14 protein-coding genes and 1 pseudogene are annotated in these 15,378 nt (G+C 72.1%); 13 read left to right on the top strand and 2 right to left on the bottom strand.

Translation table 11 applies throughout. From position 1 onward, the window contains the following. Positions 1-470: 470 nt before the first annotated feature. Both NIE111_RS00075 and NIE111_RS00070 read left to right on the top strand, forming a co-directional pair. Positions 471-650 (top strand): hypothetical protein, encoded by a 180-nt coding sequence (locus NIE111_RS00075; RefSeq protein WP_238682391.1) that lies wholly within the window; start codon positions 471-473, stop codon positions 648-650. Then, on the top strand, positions 647-943 hold the full coding sequence (locus NIE111_RS00070; protein ID WP_238682390.1) for a hypothetical protein: 297 nt from the start codon (positions 647-649) through the stop codon (positions 941-943). The genes NIE111_RS00075 and NIE111_RS00070 overlap by 4 nt, the downstream gene beginning before the upstream one ends. 221 nt (positions 944-1,164) lie before the next feature. On the opposite strand, the gene NIE111_RS32495 is transcribed toward NIE111_RS00070, so the two are convergent. Both NIE111_RS32495 and NIE111_RS00060 read right to left on the bottom strand, forming a co-directional pair. Beyond that, positions 1,165-4,533: a CLIPPER-2 domain-containing protein gene (locus NIE111_RS32495; RefSeq protein WP_443677119.1), complete on the bottom strand. Its 3,369-nt coding sequence runs from the start codon at positions 4,531-4,533 to the stop codon at positions 1,165-1,167. A gap of 105 nt (positions 4,534-4,638) precedes the next feature. Beyond that, positions 4,639-6,015 (bottom strand): annotated as a pseudogene (locus NIE111_RS00060) (choice-of-anchor A family protein); the annotation flags it as partial. Positions 6,016-6,215: 200 nt separating this feature from the next. Between NIE111_RS00060 and NIE111_RS00055 the strand changes: the two are divergent. From NIE111_RS00055 to NIE111_RS00005, 11 genes are all read left to right on the top strand, one after another. Then, a complete protein-coding gene (locus tag NIE111_RS00055; protein WP_238682389.1) occupies positions 6,216-7,199 on the top strand; it encodes a zinc-dependent alcohol dehydrogenase in 984 nt (327 codons plus the stop codon). Between the two features lie 2 nt (positions 7,200-7,201). Next, the gene (locus NIE111_RS00050) at positions 7,202-7,600 is read left to right on the top strand and encodes a 6-pyruvoyl trahydropterin synthase family protein (RefSeq protein WP_238682388.1); all 399 of its coding nucleotides are present in this window, start codon (positions 7,202-7,204) and stop codon (positions 7,598-7,600) included. Continuing rightward, a complete protein-coding gene (locus NIE111_RS00045; RefSeq protein WP_238682387.1) occupies positions 7,597-8,643 on the top strand; it encodes a glycosyltransferase family 4 protein in 1,047 nt (348 codons plus the stop codon). Before NIE111_RS00050 ends, NIE111_RS00045 begins: the two co-directional genes overlap by 4 nt. Beyond that, on the top strand, positions 8,640-9,458 hold the full coding sequence (locus tag NIE111_RS00040) for a class I SAM-dependent methyltransferase (RefSeq protein WP_238682386.1): 819 nt from the start codon (positions 8,640-8,642) through the stop codon (positions 9,456-9,458). The genes NIE111_RS00045 and NIE111_RS00040 overlap by 4 nt, the downstream gene beginning before the upstream one ends. 66 nt (positions 9,459-9,524) lie before the next feature. Then, entirely contained in the window at positions 9,525-10,463 is a 939-nt protein-coding gene (locus NIE111_RS00035; protein ID WP_238682385.1) for a lysylphosphatidylglycerol synthase transmembrane domain-containing protein, read from the top strand. Between the two features lie 58 nt (positions 10,464-10,521). After that, positions 10,522-11,223: a GTP cyclohydrolase II gene (locus NIE111_RS00030; RefSeq protein WP_238682384.1), complete on the top strand. Its 702-nt coding sequence runs from the start codon at positions 10,522-10,524 to the stop codon at positions 11,221-11,223. Next, complete coding sequence (locus NIE111_RS00025; RefSeq protein WP_238682383.1) at positions 11,220-11,975, top strand: RibD family protein; 756 nt, start codon at positions 11,220-11,222, stop codon at positions 11,973-11,975. Before NIE111_RS00030 ends, NIE111_RS00025 begins: the two co-directional genes overlap by 4 nt. 123 nt (positions 11,976-12,098) lie before the next feature. Beyond that, entirely contained in the window at positions 12,099-12,662 is a 564-nt protein-coding gene (locus NIE111_RS00020; RefSeq protein ID WP_238682382.1) for a DinB family protein, read from the top strand. Positions 12,663-12,703: 41 nt separating this feature from the next. Continuing rightward, positions 12,704-13,519, top strand: a complete 816-nt coding sequence (locus NIE111_RS00015; RefSeq protein ID WP_238682381.1) for a TetR/AcrR family transcriptional regulator — start codon at positions 12,704-12,706, stop codon at positions 13,517-13,519. Between the two features lie 25 nt (positions 13,520-13,544). Then, on the top strand, positions 13,545-13,988 hold the full coding sequence (locus tag NIE111_RS00010) for a GNAT family N-acetyltransferase (RefSeq protein WP_238682603.1): 444 nt from the start codon (positions 13,545-13,547) through the stop codon (positions 13,986-13,988). Positions 13,989-14,090: 102 nt separating this feature from the next. Continuing rightward, on the top strand, positions 14,091-15,378 hold a 1,288-nt coding region (locus NIE111_RS00005), incomplete at its 3' end, for an Hsp70 family protein (RefSeq protein ID WP_238682380.1).

The following is a 15,378-nucleotide window of genomic DNA, read 5'->3' as shown; positions in this document are numbered from 1 at the left end:
CCCCCTGTTGCTCGATCGAGGGGGCGAGTCTGTGGCGATCTGGTCTGAGCTGTGCGCGTTGATGCGGTGGCTGTTTCGGCGGCCTCAGCCGCCGCCACCGTCCGGGACCGGACAGCGGTACCAGGACGCTGAGCAGGCGGCGGCGCAGCAGCGTCTACTCGACCACGCGAGGCAACTGCGGCGGTGCCAGGGCCATCACGAATCGGCGGACCACCTCAGCGCACGTCGACCGGAGGGCCTCCAGTGACCCGACGCGTAACCAGTTCGTCCGGCCGGTCAACGGTGAGCAACCGGCGCGTGTCGTATGACGAGTACATCTCGGCCACTGCGCTGACCTTCGCGCGGCGGCATCGACCGGTGTGGTCCTCGCAGCTCCAGGGGCGAATCTGTCGTTGTGGGGTCGCCCTGCCCTGCCGTGCACAGCACCGGTTACCGATCAATCGCGGGCACTGGCCGCAGGCAGGTGAGCAGTGAGCGGTGCATTGGAGCGGGTGATCCTCGCGGTGCACGTCCGAGGGCTGGACGGCTGGTGTGTCGGTTACCTGGTGTGGTGGGCGAGGTTGGTTCCGTACCCGTGTTGGCGGGTGGAGTGGGTGACCAGTCGGCAGGCTCGCCCGAGCGTCTTCCGGCTTCTCGGCGGTGCGCGATGACTAGCCACGGCCCGGTCATGCCGATCTGGAGCTGTGGCGGCTGTGACCTGCCGTGGCCGTGTCCGACGCGGCGGCGTGAACTGCGCGCGGAGTACGCAGACGCGCCGGTGTCGCTGGCCCTCTACCTCGGTGCCTACCTCATTCAAGCCACAGAGGACATGCCCTGGGCACCCGCCGGCACCCTGCACCGCCGCTTCATCGGCTGGACCAGACAGCGGCCGGAAGTACAACAACGAAGTACAGCAGTCGCGCCCGCCGAACCCGACTGGCATGATCGCCATCAGGCCGTATGACCTCGGATGACACCCGATCGGCCGGCTTGCCGACAGTCCACACCGAAGGGATTACTGGCTGTTCTCCAAGCAGTCGCCGCCATCGACGTTCGTCACGCGAAGGTGTCGGGCCAGCTCGTTGATCGCGCGCTGGAGCGGATCGCCTGCCGCGCGGTGGCGGTGACCTGCCGTGGGGGCCGGACCGGTTCCCCTCCGGTCCGACCCCCGCGATCAGGTCCGCGCTAGGCGCGGATCCTGCGCTGCCGGACGACCAGCAGCAGCGCCGCGCCCAGGAGCACCGCCAGCACGCCGGCGCCCATCCAGAGCCCGGCCGGGAACGACGTACCGGTCACTGGGAGCTTGCCCTTCACCGGAATGGTGATGGTGGACTCGGGCGAGACCGGCGCCGGGCCGTCCGGCGGGGTGCCGGTCGCCGTCGCGGTGTTGCGCAGCGACCCGTTGTGGTAGTCGGCCTTGCTGACCGTGTACGTCGCCGTGCAGGTCACCGCGGCACCGGCCGCGAGGGTGACGGAACCGTTCGGGGTCCGCTCCGGACCACAGGTGATCGGGCCGAGGTTGGCAGCCGAGGCCGGCGCGGTCAGCGCGTCGGTGATCGTCACCCCGGTCAGCGACACCTGACCGGTGTTGGTGACCACGAACTGGAAGGGCACGTGCTGCCCCGGTCGGACGATCTTGTCGGTGCTGCTCGACTTCACCACGGTGATCGCCGCGCCACGGGTGGCTGTGACCTCGGCGGAGGCCGGCGCGGAGCGTACCGGTGCGGGTGGGGCCTGGCCGGGGATGGTCGGCGGCGTGCCGGCCGCGACGGCCGTGTTGGTGATTCGGCCGGCCTCGACGTCCGCAGCGGTGACCGCGTAGGTCGACGTGCAGGTGGTGCTCGTCCCGGCGGCCAGGCTGACCGCGCCGTTGGCGACCGGCGGCGTGCCGCAGGTGATCGCCCCGGGCGTTCCGGTGCCGGAGAAGTCGGTCTCGTCGACGGTCACCGCGCTGAGCGCTGTGGTACCGGTGTTGGTCACCACGAACCGGTACGTGACCACATCGCCTGCCGAGGACACCACTGTGGGCGTCACCGACTTGGTGATGGCGATCGCCGGGTGGGGGATCGGGATGTCCACGGGCGACGGTGGGGATACCGGCGGCGGTCCGAACGGGGGCGTACCGGTGGCCGTGGCGACGTTGCGCAGCGACGAGCCGGCGAAGTCCTCAGCGGTCACCGTGTAGGTCGTCCGGCACTGGATGGAGGCGCCCGGCGACAACGTCACAGCGCCGTTCGGGATGTTCTGCGGACCGCAGGTGATCGGCCCGAGCACACCACGCTCGGACGGCGGCAGCACCGTGTCGTTGACCGTCACGTTGGTGAGGGTGAAACCGCCGGTGTTGACGACCAGGAAGGTGTAGGGCACCTGCTGGCCCGGCGCGGCGATCGCCACAGTGGTCGTCGACTTGATCACCTCGATGTCGGCGACGAGGCCGGACTCCGGGATGGTCAGTGTCGACGGCGGCGAGTCGACCGGAGCTCCCCCGCCCGGCGGTGTGCCGTGTGCGGTGGCGACGTCGGTGACGCCGTTGTTGTCGAGGTCGGCCTGGGTGACGGTGTAGGTGGCGGTGCAGGTGGTGCTCGCGCCGGGCGCCAGGGTGGTGACCGGGCAGGTGATCGGGCCGAGGTCGGCGTTGGAGGACGGCGGGGTCTGCACGTCTGTCACGTTGACGTTGGTCAGCGTGAGCCCACCGGTGTTGACCAGGTGGAACCGGTACGGGACCTGCTGACCGACCGCGGTGATCGCCACGGTCGTGGAGGTCTTCACGACCTGGATCGCGGCGATGACTCCCGCGTCCGGAATGGTGAGCGTCGCCGGCGTCGAGTCGATCGGCGTGTCACTGCCGGCCGGTGTGCCGTGTGCGGTGGCGACGTTGGTGACGCCGTTGTTGTCGAGGTCGGCCTGGGTGACGGTGTAGGTGGCGGTGCAGGTGGTGTTCGCGCCGGGTGCGAGGGTGGTGGCGGCGCAGGTGATCGGGCCGAGGTCGGCGTTCGACGACGGCGGTGTCTGCACGTCGGTCACGTTCACCGAGGACAGCGTCACGGTGCCGGTGTTGGCCACCAGGAACCGGTAGGGCACCTGCTGCCCGACCGTGTTGATCGAGACGGTGGTGGACGACTTCAGCAGCGAGATCGACCGGATCAGGTCGGCCGCCGGAATGGTCAGCGTCGAGGGCGTCGAGTCGATCGGGTCGTCGCTGCCGGCCGGTGTGCCGTGTGCGGTGGCGACGTCGGTGACCTCGTCGTTGTCGAGGTCGGCCTGGGTGACGGTGTAGGTGGCGGTGCAGGTGGTGTTCGCGCCGGGCGCGAGGGTGGTGGCGGCGCAGGTGATCGGGCCGAGGTCGGCGTTTGACGACGGTGGGGTCTGCACGTCGGTCACGTTCACGTCGTTGAGCGTCACGCCGCCGGTGTTGGCCACCAGGAACCGGTACGGCACCTGCTGACCAACCGCCGTGATCGACGTGGTGGTCGACGACTTCACCACTGAGATGCCGGGCACGACCACGTCGCTCGGGATCGTCAGGGTGGCCGGCGGCGACTGTACGGGCGGCCGACCGCCGGGTGGTGTGCCCTGGGCGGTCGCGCTGTCCCGGACCGAGCCGAAGTCCAGGTCGGCCTGGGTGACGGTGTAGGTGGCGGTGCAGGTGGTCTGCGCGCCGGGGGCGAGGGTGGTGGCGGCGCAGGTGATCGGGCCGAGGTTCGCGTTGGACGACGGCGGTGTCTGCGTGTCCGTGACTGTCACTCCGGTGAGGGTGAACCCACCGGTGTTGACGACGTGGAACTGGTACGGCACCTGCTGCCCGACCGACGTGATCGACGGGGTGGTGGAGGTCTTCAGGATCGCGATGGAGGCGACCAGGCCGGTCTCCGGAATGGTGAGTGTCGAGGGCGTCGAGTTGACAGGTGCGCCGACCGTTGGGGTGCCGTGCGCGGTGGCGACGTTGGTGACGCCGTCGTTGTCCAGGTCGGCCTGGGTGACCGTGTAGGTGGCGGTGCACAGGGTCTGCGCGCCCGGTGCGAGGGTGGTGGCGGCGCAGGTGATCGGGCCGAGGTTCGCGTTTGACGACGGCGGTGTCTGCACGTCGGTCACGTTCACGCCGGTCAGGGTGAATCCGCCGATGTTCAGCAGGTGGAACTGGTACGGAACCTGTTGCCCGACAGTGGTGATCGATGTGGTGGTCGAGGTCTTCAGGATGGCGATCGCCGCGATCAGGCCGGCTTCGGGGATTGTCAGCGTCGAGGGCGGCGAGGTGACCGGCGTACCGCCGCCGGGCGGGGTGCCCCGTGCGGTGGCGACGTTGGTGACGCCGTTGTTGTCCAGGTCGGCCTGGGTGACCGTGTAGGTGGCGGTGCAGGTGGTGCTCGCGCCGGGTGCGAGGGTGGTGGCGGCGCAGGTGATCGGGCCGAGGTTGGCGTTCGACGACGGCGGTGTCTGCACGTCGGTGACGGCCACGTTGGTCAGGGTCAGGCCGCCGGTGTTGGCGACCAGGAATCGGTACGGCACCTGCTGCCCGACCGAGGTGATCGAGGTGGTGGTGGACGACTTCACCACGGTGACGGCGGCGGTGAGCGCCGGCGCCGGGATGGTCAGGGAGTTCGGGTCGGAGACGACCGGTGGACCGGTGGGTGGGCTGCCCTGTGCGGTGGCGACGTTGGTGACGCCGCCGTTGTCCAGGTCGGCCTGGGTGACCGTGTAGGTGGCCGTGCAGGCGGTCTGAGCCCCTGGCGCGAGGGTGGTCGCGGCGCAGGTGATCGGGCCGAGGTTGGCGTTCGACGACGGCGGGGTCTGCACGTCGGTGACCGAGATGGCCGTCAGCGGGACGCCGCCGGTGTTGACCACGTGGAACGAGTACGGCACCTGCTGACCGACGCTGGTGATCAGCGTGGTGGTCGACGACTTGATCAGGGCGATGTCGGCGGGCGTGGCGCCGGCGCAGGAGAGCGTGGTGCTGAACGGGAAGTAGTGGATCTCGCCGCCGCGGTGGTCAAGCGTACGGGTGATGACGCTGCCCTCGGTGTTGCTGGAGGAGAGGTCGGTGAGGCTGGCGTTGGGGGCGTAGATGGTGCCCTCGACGGTGGCGGCGTTCGGGGTGAGGGTGAGCGCGGTGGCGGTCGGGAAGTTGAACAGGACGTAGCGCGCCTGCGGCCCACCGATCCCGGCGAAGTTCGGCGCGGTCCAGGCGAACGTGTTGCCCACGCCGCTGGTGTCCACGTTGACCAGCAGTGGCGTGTCGGCGGTCGGCTGGCTCGCGAAGGTCAGGGTCTGGATGTTGGCCAGGTCGGCGGCGGTCAGGTTGAGCACGTTCGTCACGCCCGGGGTCAACGTGACGACGGCGTTGCTGCCCGGCGGGATCGGGCGGGGCAGCACGTCACCGTTCGGCGTCCGCAGCACCACTGTGTTGTCGCAGGTGGCCAGGCCGGCCGTGGTGTCCCGGAAGGCGGCGAACGCCCCGGCGAAGTTGATCGGCGAGGTCGGCCCGACGCTGGCAACCGGCTGCCGGGTGACCAGCTCCACCCGGGGTGAGGCGTCGTAGTCGTTCGCCGGCAGGATCCGGGTGTTGACCTGGGCGCCGTTGTTGTCGGTGTTACGGACGAAGGTGCCGGTCAGGTTGCCGACCTTGGCGTAGCCGTTGGAGAGCACCTGGAGGCGGCTGCCGCCGACGCTGCCGGCGAAGTTGACCCGTCCACCCACGACCAGGGCGGTGGGGTTGGCGTCGCCGGGCACCACGAACGATCCGGCGGTCGCGCCGGCGAGCTGGTAGTTGCCGAAGGTGAGATCGCCGCCGACGGCGAGGGTTCCCTCGTTCTCGTCGTTGTTCACTGTGGCGTTGCCCTCGGTCATCACGCCGAAGCTCAGCGCCTCGGCGACCGGGTCGACGGGGCCGATGGCCTCGTCGACGGCGGCCAGTACCGGGTTGATCGGGGTGGGTGCGCCAGGCGCCGGCACCAGCAGGCCGTTGACCGCCAGCACGCCCGCGACGGCGGCCAGCGCCGTCGCCCGTGACCTGCGGCTACCCCACCACGAAATCCTCATCACGCCCCCGTTGGTTCGAATGTGCCAGGGGAGCTTATAGGGGCAAAAACACCCTTATGCCGTGTTTGTCCGAATGGTGGCCCTGCCGGGCGGGCTTCGAACTGTGCGCACCGAACTTCCGTGTTTATGATCGACAACCCCCGACCGGGGACCGACACGGCCGTTCGATTCGGTCCGGAGCAGAGCTGAGGTGCGCGACGGTGATCCGCGAGGCGTACGCCTGCTGGGTGCGCGAACCCGGCGTGGCCGAGATCCAGCCGGTGTCGCTGACCGCCCCGGGCCCCGACGAGGTGCTGGTCCGGACCCGCTACTCCGGGGTCAGCCGGGGCACCGAGACGCTGGTCTTCGCCGGCCGGGTGCCCGCCGACCAGTACGCCACGATGCGCGCGCCGTTTCAGGAGGGCGAGTTTCCCGGCCCGGTGAAGTACGGCTACCTCAGCGTCGGCGTCGTCGAGCAGGGCCCGCCGGAGCTGCTCGGGCGAACGGTGTTCTGCCTGCACCCGCACCAGAGCGCGTACGTCGTGCCGGTGAGTGCCGTGGTGCCGGTGCCGGAGGGTGTGCCGGCCGCCCGAGCGGTGCTCGCCGGCACTGTGGAGACGGCCGTCAACGCCCTGTGGGACGCGGCGCCGCTGGTCGGCGACCGGGTCACAGTGATCGGCGCGGGCATGGTGGGCTGCTGCGTCGCGGCGCTGCTGGCTCGGTTCCCCGGCGTGCACGTCGAGTTGGTCGACACCGACGCCCGCAGGGCCGGCGTCGCCGGGGCCCTCGGCGTCGACTTCGCCAACCCGGCCGACGCCAGTGGCGACCGGGACCTGGTCGTGCACGCCAGCGCCACCGCCGCCGGCCTGCAACAGTCGCTGGACCTGCTCGCCCCGGAGGGCACGGTCATCGAGCTGAGCTGGTACGGCGACCGCCCCGTGCAGGTGTCACTGGGCGGGGCGTTCCACTCGGGTCGACTCAGCGTGCGCAGCAGCCAGGTCGGCATGGTGGCACCAGCCCGACGGGGACGGCGCAGTTACGCCGACCGACTGGCGCTCGCCCTGGACCTGCTCGACGACCCGGCCTTCGACGCGTTGATCACCGGCGCCTCGCGCTTCGCGGAGCTACCCGACGTGCTCGCCAGACTGACCTCGGGCGACCTGCCCGCGCTCTGCCACCTCATCACCTACGAAGACGGAGAGTGATCGTGTTCAGCGTGACCGTTCGGGACCACATGATGATCGCCCACAGTTTCCGAGGTGAGGTGTTCGGGCCCGCCCAAAAGCTGCACGGCGCGACGTTCGTGGTGGACGCGACGTTCCGCCGGCCCGACGTGGACGCCGACGGGATCGTGGTGGACATCGGCCTGGCCACCGAGCAGCTGCGGGCCGTGCTGAGCGAGCTGACCTACCGCAACCTCGACGACGAGGCGGCCTTCGCCGGGGTGAACACCACCACCGAGGTGCTGGCCCGTACGGTCGCGGACCGGCTGGTCGAACGCGTGCACGCCGGTGAGCTGGGCGCGGGGGCGCGCGACCTGACCGGTATCACTGTCACCCTGCACGAGTCGCACATCGCCTGGGCGAGCTACGAGCGGTCGTTGTGACCGAAGCGGGCCGGGCGGTGCACGTCGTCCTGCCCGGTGACATCGACGATCCGGCCACGCCCAGCGGCGGCAACTCCTACGACCGGCGGATCTGCGCCGGTCTGGGCGAGCGCGGCTGGTCGGTGCACGAGCATCCGGTGCCCGGCACGTGGCCGCATCCCGATCCGGCCGACCGGGCGACGCTGGGCGGGGTGCTCGCCGCCGCGCCCGACGACGCCGTGGTGCTGATCGACGGCCTGATCGCCTCGGCCGTGCCGGACCTGCTCGCCCCGCACGCCCGTCGGCTGCGCCTGGTGCTGCTGGTGCACCTGCCGCTGGACGACGAGCCGGAGGCCCGCGCGCTGGCCACCGCCCGGGCCGTCGTCACCACCAGCGAGTGGACCCGCCGAGCCCTGCTGGCCCGCCATCCGGCCCTCGCCGGCCGGGTCCGGGCCGCGCCGCCCGGGGTGCGGCCCGCGCCGCCGGCAGCCGGCTCGGCGGCCGGTGACCGGTTGCTCTGCGTCGCGGCGGTCACCCACCACAAGGGGTACGACGTGCTGGTCGACGCATTGGCCACGCTGGTCGGCCGGCCCTGGACGATGCTCTGCGTGGGCACTTTGGCCCGCGAACCGGATCTGGTGCACCGGCTGCGCGACCGGTTGACCGGAGCGGGCCTCACCGAGCGGGTGCGACTGGTCGGCCCGCTGACCGGCGCGGCGTTGGACGACGCGTACGCCGCCGCCGACCTGCTGGTGCTGCCGTCGAGAGGCGAGACGTACGGCATGGTCGTCACCGAGGCGCTGGCCCGCGGTCTGCCGGTGGTGACCACCGAGGTGGGCGGGCTGCCGGAGGCGCTCGGTCACGCGCCCGGCGGTGACCGCCCGGGACTGCTGGTCCCACCCGGTGACCCGGCGGCGCTGGCCGCCGCGCTGATCCGCTGGCTGGACGACGACGCGCTACGCGCCCGGCTGCGGCGGGCCGCTCTCGCCCGGCGCGACACCCTGACCGACTGGCCGGTGACCACCGCGTTGCTGGCCGGCGTGCTGAAGGAGGTGGCGGAATGACCGCCGAGGAGACCCTGCCGTTCGCCGACTGGCTGCGGCTGCGTGAGCCGGCCGACGCGGCGGCGCGCGCCGAGGACCTGCTGGATGCCGTCCGGGCCTGGCTGACCGGCGACACCCCGACGGTGATCCACGACCTGGGCAGCGGCACCGGGTCGATGAGTCGTTGGCTGGCCACCCGGCTACCCGGACCACAGCACTGGGTGCTGCACGACCGGGACGCCGACCTGCTGGCCCGGGCCGCCGAGGGCATGCGGGGGGTGACAGCCGCCGACGGCGCCCCGGTCACCGTCCACACCCGCTGTGGCGACCTCACCCGGCTGACCGCCGACGACCTCGCCGACGGTTCCCTGGTCACCGCATCCGCGTTGCTGGACATGCTCACCGCCCAGGAGGTCGAACGGGTGGCGGCCGCCTGCGTCGGCCGGCCAGCCCTGTTCGCCATCTCGGTGACCGGGCGGGTCCGGTTCACCCCGGCCGACCCGCTCGACGAGGCGGTCGAGGCCGCGTTCAACGACCACCAGCGGCGTACCGTCGAGGGCCGGCGGCTGCTCGGCCCGGACGCCGTCGCCGCCACCGCGGCCGCGTTCGCCCGGCTCGGCGTCGACGTGCGGGAACGGCTCAGCCCGTGGCGTCTCGGCCCGGAGCAGGCCGACCTGACCGCCGAATGGTTCCGAGGATGGCTCGGGGCCGCCTGCGAGCAGCGCCCCGACCTGGCCGAACCCGCCCAGGCGTACGCCCGCCGCCGGTTGGCCGACGCGGCTACCGGCCGACTCACGGTGCTCGTCGAACACACTGACCTCCTCGCGGGTGGATGAACCGTTCACGCCCTGGGTACGTGCACTAGGGCAAGTGGACGATCTTCAAAAAGGAGGCCGGCGCCGATGTTCTGGGCCTGGGCACGAGTGGTCGGCGGGGTGGGTCTGCTCGCCGTCCTGCTGTGGCAGGTGGGCAGCGGCCCGTTCCTCGCCGGAGTACGACTGATCGACGCGTCAGCGTTGGCTGCGGCGCTGGTCATCGGGGTGCTCACCACTGTCTGCGCGGCGTGGCGGTGGAGCCTTGTCGCCGGCGGCCTCGGCGTACGCCTGCCACTGGCGACCGCTGTGGCGCACTGCTACCGGGCCGTGTTCCTCAACGCCACACTGCCCGGCGGGGTGCTCGGCGACGTGCACCGGGCGGTACGCCACGGCCGCGACGCCGGCGACGTGAGCCGGGGCATCCGCGCTGTGGTCTGGGAGCGTGCCGCCGGGCAGGTGGTCCTGGTCGGGGTCGCGCTGGTGGTGCTCGCCGCCTTCCCGTCGCCGGTCCGGCCGTACCTGCCGGTCGCCGCCGCGCTGCTCGTCGCCGGCGGGCTGGTCGTCGTGCTGCTGGCCCGGGTCCTCCCGAACGGTGGCGGGTCGCGCTGGGCGACGGCACTGCGTACCGCCGTGGCGGACGTACGGTCGGGCCTGCTGGCGCGGCGCACCTGGTTCGGTGTGCTGGTCGCCTCGGCCGTGATGGTCGCCGGTCACCTGGCCACCTTCCTGGTGGCGGCGCGTACCGCCGGATCGGACGCCCCGCTGTCCCGACTGCTGCCGTTGACGTTGCTCGCCCTGCTCGCCATGGGCCTGCCGTTGAACGTGGCCGGTTTCGGGCCGCGCGAGGGGGTGGCGGCGTGGGTGTTCGGCGCGGCTGGCCTCAGCGCGGCCGAGGGCATCGCCACCGCCACCGTCTACGGCGCACTGGTGTTGGTGGCCAGCCTGCCCGGGGCCGCCGTGTTGCTGGCCCGTCGGCGTCGAATTCCGGTCGCCGCTCGGGAAGCCGCCTCCGGCGGCGGATGTTGAGTCGGTTGTGAGACGGTACGCGTCGCCGGACGGCGGTGGCGCCGGACAAAGGAGTCCCATGCCCGAAGCATTGCCGGTTGCCACGATCCGCACGCAGGTCACGGTGCCGCTGGCGTTTCCGGATGGCTACACCACGACAGCCCGGGTGTTCACCTTCAAGGGCCTGGTGGACGGTCGGGAGCACCTGGCCCTCGGCCTCGGCGACTGGGCGGGTGCCCTGGACCGGCTCGCCGCCGGGGGAGTAGCCCCGCTGGTCCGTCCTCACAGCGAGTGCCTGACCGGCGACGTGTTCGGCAGCCAACGCTGCGACTGCGGGCCGCAACTGCGCGAGGCGGTGCAGCGGATCGCCGAGACCGGCGGTTTCCTGCTCTACCTCCGGCAGGAGGGCCGTGGCATCGGCCTGTACGCCAAACTCGACGCGTACGCGTTGCAGGACGCCGGGTTGGACACCTACCAGGCCAACGTCGCGCTGGGCCGGGGCGAGGACGAGCGGGACTACACCGCCGCCGCGCAGATGCTGGCCACGTTGGGCGTGCCGCGGGTCCGACTGCTGAGCAGCAACCCGGACAAGGCCGAGCAGTTGACCCGGCTGGGCGTGGACGTTGCCGAACGGGTGCTCACCAGCGTCTTCCTCTCGCCGGCCAACGCCGAATACCTGGCGGCGAAGGCGGCCAAGGCGGCGGAGGTCGAGGCGGCCGAGGCGGTCGAGGCGGCGGATGTGCTCGCGGGCCGGGCGCCTGAGCGGCCCGTCTCCCGATGAGTTGGCGGCCGGGCCCGACGCGGCCGTACGTGCTGCTGAGTTGTGCCGCCTCCATCGACGGGTACATCGACGACGCCTCCGAGCAGCGGTTACTGCTGTCCAACGAGGAGGACCTGGACCGCGTCGATGCGGTCCGGGCCAGCTGCGATGCCATCCTGGTCGGCGCCGGCACCGTCCGACGAGACGATCCTCGGCTGCTGGTGCGCTCCCCGAGCCGCCGGGCCGAGCGGGTGGCGGCCGGTCGACCCGCCTCGCCCACCAAGGTCACCCTGACCGCTCAGGGCGACCTCGACCCGAGCGCCCGCTTCTTCACCGCCGGTGATTCGGCCCGGCTCGTCTACTGCGCCACTGGCGCGCGGGACAAGACCGAGGAGCGGGTCGGCCGACTGGCCACCGTGATCGACGCGGGTGAGCCCGTCGACCCGGGGTGGTTGCTGACCGACCTGGCCGGGCGGGGCGTACAACGGTTGATGGTGGAGGGCGGCGGGACGGTGCACGCCCAGTTCCTCGCCGCCGGTCTCGCCGACGAACTGCACCTGGTGGTCGCCCCGTTCTTCGTCGGTGACGGCCGGGCGCCCCGCTTCGTCGGCGAGGGTCGTTTCCCCTGGCACCCGGGTCGCCGCGCCCGTCTGGCCGAGGCCCGCCAGATCGGCGACGTGGTCCTGCTCCGCTACGCCCTCTCCGACCGCTGCCCCACCAACCCCGCCGCCCGCCCCACGGACCCGCCCGCCCCTACCGGTCCCACGCGTTGAACATGGGGTTGGCGGGTGATTCGATCTCCACGGACCCCGCCAACCTCATGATCATCCCGACCGGGTGGGTGGGGTGGCGTTATTTGTGTGGACGGTGGGGGTGGGTTCGGACAGGATTTCCGGATGTCCGTACCGAACCTGGCCCTGCTGCGCTGGCAGTTCGACCTGACGTGGTCGCTGTTCGAGTACCACCTTGAGCGACTCGACTATGCGGACTTCCTCTGGGAGCCGGCCGACCACTGCTGGTCGGTGCGGCAGAGCACCGACGGCACCTGGACCCCGGACTGGGCCGACACCGAACCCGACCCGGTCCCGGTGCCGACGATCGGCTGGCTCACCTGGCACGTCGGCTGGTGGTGGACCGTGGCGATGGACCATCTCCGGGGTGGATCAGCCCGGCAGCGCACGGCCGTTGTCTGGCCGGGCGCGGGCGAGCCGAGTGTCGCCTGGCTGCGTGGACTGCGCACCGAATGGCTGGGTCTGCTCGACCAGTTCGGCGACAGCGACAGCGACAGCGACCTCGACCGCATCGCGACGTTCCCCTGGCCGGACGGGACCGACCACACCGTCACGCACACGATCGGTTGGGTCAACTCCGAACTGATGAAGAACGTCGCGGAGATCGGTCAGCTCCGGCTGCTCCGCGCCGCACGCACCGATCGGGGCGGCCCGGCTGCTCGACCGTAGTACTTTCGCCACACGAGTGCCGTGACGAAACCGGAGGCGGCGTGCTCAGTGCCCGGTGTGTCGAGTGCGAGGCGGACCTGCCCGTCGGCACCGGCCGGGGGCGCCCGCGCCGCTACTGCTCCCGTCGCTGCCAGGCCCGCGCGTACCGCAGGCGTCGAGAGCACGGCCCCACCAGCAGCCCACGTCGTATTCGGGACCTGCCCGCGCCGACCGGCGGCGACCCGCGCCACCGGTTGGTCGCCCTCGCGGTCGAACTGGCGGACGCGGGCGGTCTGGACGCCGTCTCCCTGCGGGTCCTCGCCCAACGCGCCGGCCTGCCCGCCCACGCCGTCTACCGGCACGTCCGGAACCGGGTCGATCTCCTCGCCGCGATGGCCGAGCAGATCACCGCCACCCGCCCGCCCGGCACCGCGCCACTACCGCGCGATCCGCGCCAACGGCTCGAACGGCTGGCCGGGGACGAGTGGGCGATGTACCGCGGACATCCCTGGCTGCTGGCCATCCTCGCCACCGACCGGCCGCCGACCGGGCCGGCGGTACTCGCCATGGTCGACCGGGTGGTGACGGCGTTCACCAGCGCCGGGTACGAACCGGCCGAGGCGTTCCGCGCCTACCTGGCGCTCAGCGGCTACATCCAGGGCATGGCCCTGCTCATCCGGCGTGACCCCGAGGACGACACCACCTACCACGCCTGGTGGTCGGCGACCCTCACCCGGCTGGAGCGGACCGGCCGTACCCGGGATCGACAGTGGCTGGCCGCGGCCGGGCAGACCACACCTGACGCCGACCTGGACACCTGGTTCCAGTTCGGCCTGCGCGGGCTGCTCGACGGCCTGTTGCACAGCCCCACTCGGTAGGGTGGCCGGCGTGCCGCGACTGGAGATGATCACCAAGGACAACGTGGAGGCCGCGTGCCGGGTCAGCGTGCGGCCCGACCAGGAGAAGTTCTCGTCTCCGATCGCCTGGTCCCTCGCCGAGGCGTACGCGCAGCCCGAGATCGCGTGGCCGCGTCTGATCGTCCAGGATGATGAGATCGTCGGCTTCCTGATGGGCTTCTTCGACATCGTGTGGGACCCGGCCCAATCGGACGACAGGCGCTCGGGGCTGTGGCGGCTCAACATCGCCGCCGAGCACCAGGGCCGGGGGTACGGCCGCTTCGCGGTACAGGCCATTCGCGACGAGGCCCGCCGACGTGGGCACGACCGCGTCTACACGACGTGGGAGCCGGGGCCGGATGGCCCGGAGCAGTTCTACCTGAAACTCGGGTTCCAGCTGACCGGTGAGACCAGCGAGAACGAGGTGGTGGGCGTCCACTCCACGCACTGACCGGAGGCAGTGGACGACCCTGGACCGAGTGATCAGGGGTGCGGCGGGGCCTGCGTACGATGCGGGGTCGAGTTCCCCTCGTCGCGGCGGAGGTATCGGGCAATGGCAGGCCAGCACGAGGGTTTCGCCCTCGGCATCGACCTCGGCACGTCCAACACCGTCGCGGTGCTGCGCTGGCCGGACGGGCGGACCCGTCCGCTGCTGATGGACGGTCAACCGCTCAGTCCGTCCGCCGTCTACGCCGACCCGGACGGCACCCTGCACACCGGCTGGGACGCCCGCCGGTTGGCGCAGGCCGACCCGGCCCGGTTCGAGGCGAACCCGAAGCGTCGGGTGGACGAGCCGACAGTGCGGCTCGGCGACCGCGCGTACCCGCCGGCCGACCTGCTCGCCGCGGTGCTGGCGGCGGTCGGCCGGGCAGCTGTGGGCGCCGTGGGTTTCCTGCCGCCGGCCGTGGTCACCTGCCCGGCCGCCTGGGACGCGACGCGGCGACAGGTCCTCGCCGACGCGCTGCTGCGGGCGGGCTGGCCGCAGGCCGCCGAGCACACCCTCGCCGGGCCGACGCCGCCCGGCACCCGGCTGCTGCGGGAGCCGGTGGCCGCCGCCCGCTACTACACGCAGGTGCTGCACCGTCCGGTGCCGGTCGGCGGGGCGATAGCGGTCTTCGACTTCGGTGGCGGGACGCTCGACGTCGCGGTGCTGCGCAACGAGGGCGCCGACCCCTGGGGTGACTCCGGCTTCAGCGTGGTCGCCGACGGTGGCCTGCCCGACCTGGGCGGTCTGGACCTCGACGCGGCGCTGGTGCGGCGGGTCGGCGAGTTGGTCGATGAGCGGCACGCCGCGCAGTGGGCCCGGCTCACCCGACCGGCGGATCCGGCGCAGCGCCGCGACCAGGTCCGGCTCACAGACGAGGTACGTGGTGCGAAGGAAACCCTGTCCCGGTCTACGGTCGCCCCGGTCGCGGTGCCGGGAGTGGCCGAGACGATCCAGCTGACCCGGGCGGACGTCGAGCGGGTGGCCACGCCGCTGCTGCGCCGGGCGGTGCAGCGGGCCCGGGAGGTCATCGCCGCCGCCGGGCTGCGCCCCGATCAGCTCGACGGGTTGTTCCTCGTGGGCGGGTCGTCACGAATCCCGCTGGTGGCCCGCATGCTGCACGCCGAGCTGGGGATCGCGCCGACCGTGCTGGACCAGCCCGAGTTGCCGGTGGCCGAGGGCGCCCTGACCGACCTGCCGCTGCGCAAGCCGCTACCTGCCCCGGCGTACGCGGGAGCGCCGCTCGCGCCACCCGCGCCGGCTCCGGTGAGCCCGCCCGCGCCGGCTGGATCGCCCGCGCCGGTCGTACCGTCGCAGCCCTGGCCGGGGTCGACCCCGCCGGCGGGGCCGCCGCCCA

This window comes from Micromonospora hortensis, from assembly GCF_022230935.1.
GTDB lineage: Bacteria > Actinomycetota > Actinomycetes > Mycobacteriales > Micromonosporaceae > Micromonospora > Micromonospora hortensis.
Note: the sequence above shows the minus strand (reverse complement) of the source record. Positions and strands in the feature narration are given on the sequence as shown.

Coding starts and splice junctions, on each gene's coding strand:
- NIE111_RS00020 (WP_238682382.1), top strand. CDS start 12,099: ATGTCCGTACCGAACCTGGCCCTGCTGCGCTGGCAGTTCGACCTGACG.
- NIE111_RS00025 (WP_238682383.1), top strand. CDS start 11,220: ATGAGTTGGCGGCCGGGCCCGACGCGGCCGTACGTGCTGCTGAGTTGT.
- NIE111_RS00010 (WP_238682603.1), top strand. CDS start 13,545: ATGATCACCAAGGACAACGTGGAGGCCGCGTGCCGGGTCAGCGTGCGG.
- NIE111_RS00070 (WP_238682390.1), top strand. CDS start 647: ATGACTAGCCACGGCCCGGTCATGCCGATCTGGAGCTGTGGCGGCTGT.
- NIE111_RS00035 (WP_238682385.1), top strand. CDS start 9,525: ATGTTCTGGGCCTGGGCACGAGTGGTCGGCGGGGTGGGTCTGCTCGCC.
- NIE111_RS00040 (WP_238682386.1), top strand. CDS start 8,640: ATGACCGCCGAGGAGACCCTGCCGTTCGCCGACTGGCTGCGGCTGCGT.
- NIE111_RS00030 (WP_238682384.1), top strand. CDS start 10,522: ATGCCCGAAGCATTGCCGGTTGCCACGATCCGCACGCAGGTCACGGTG.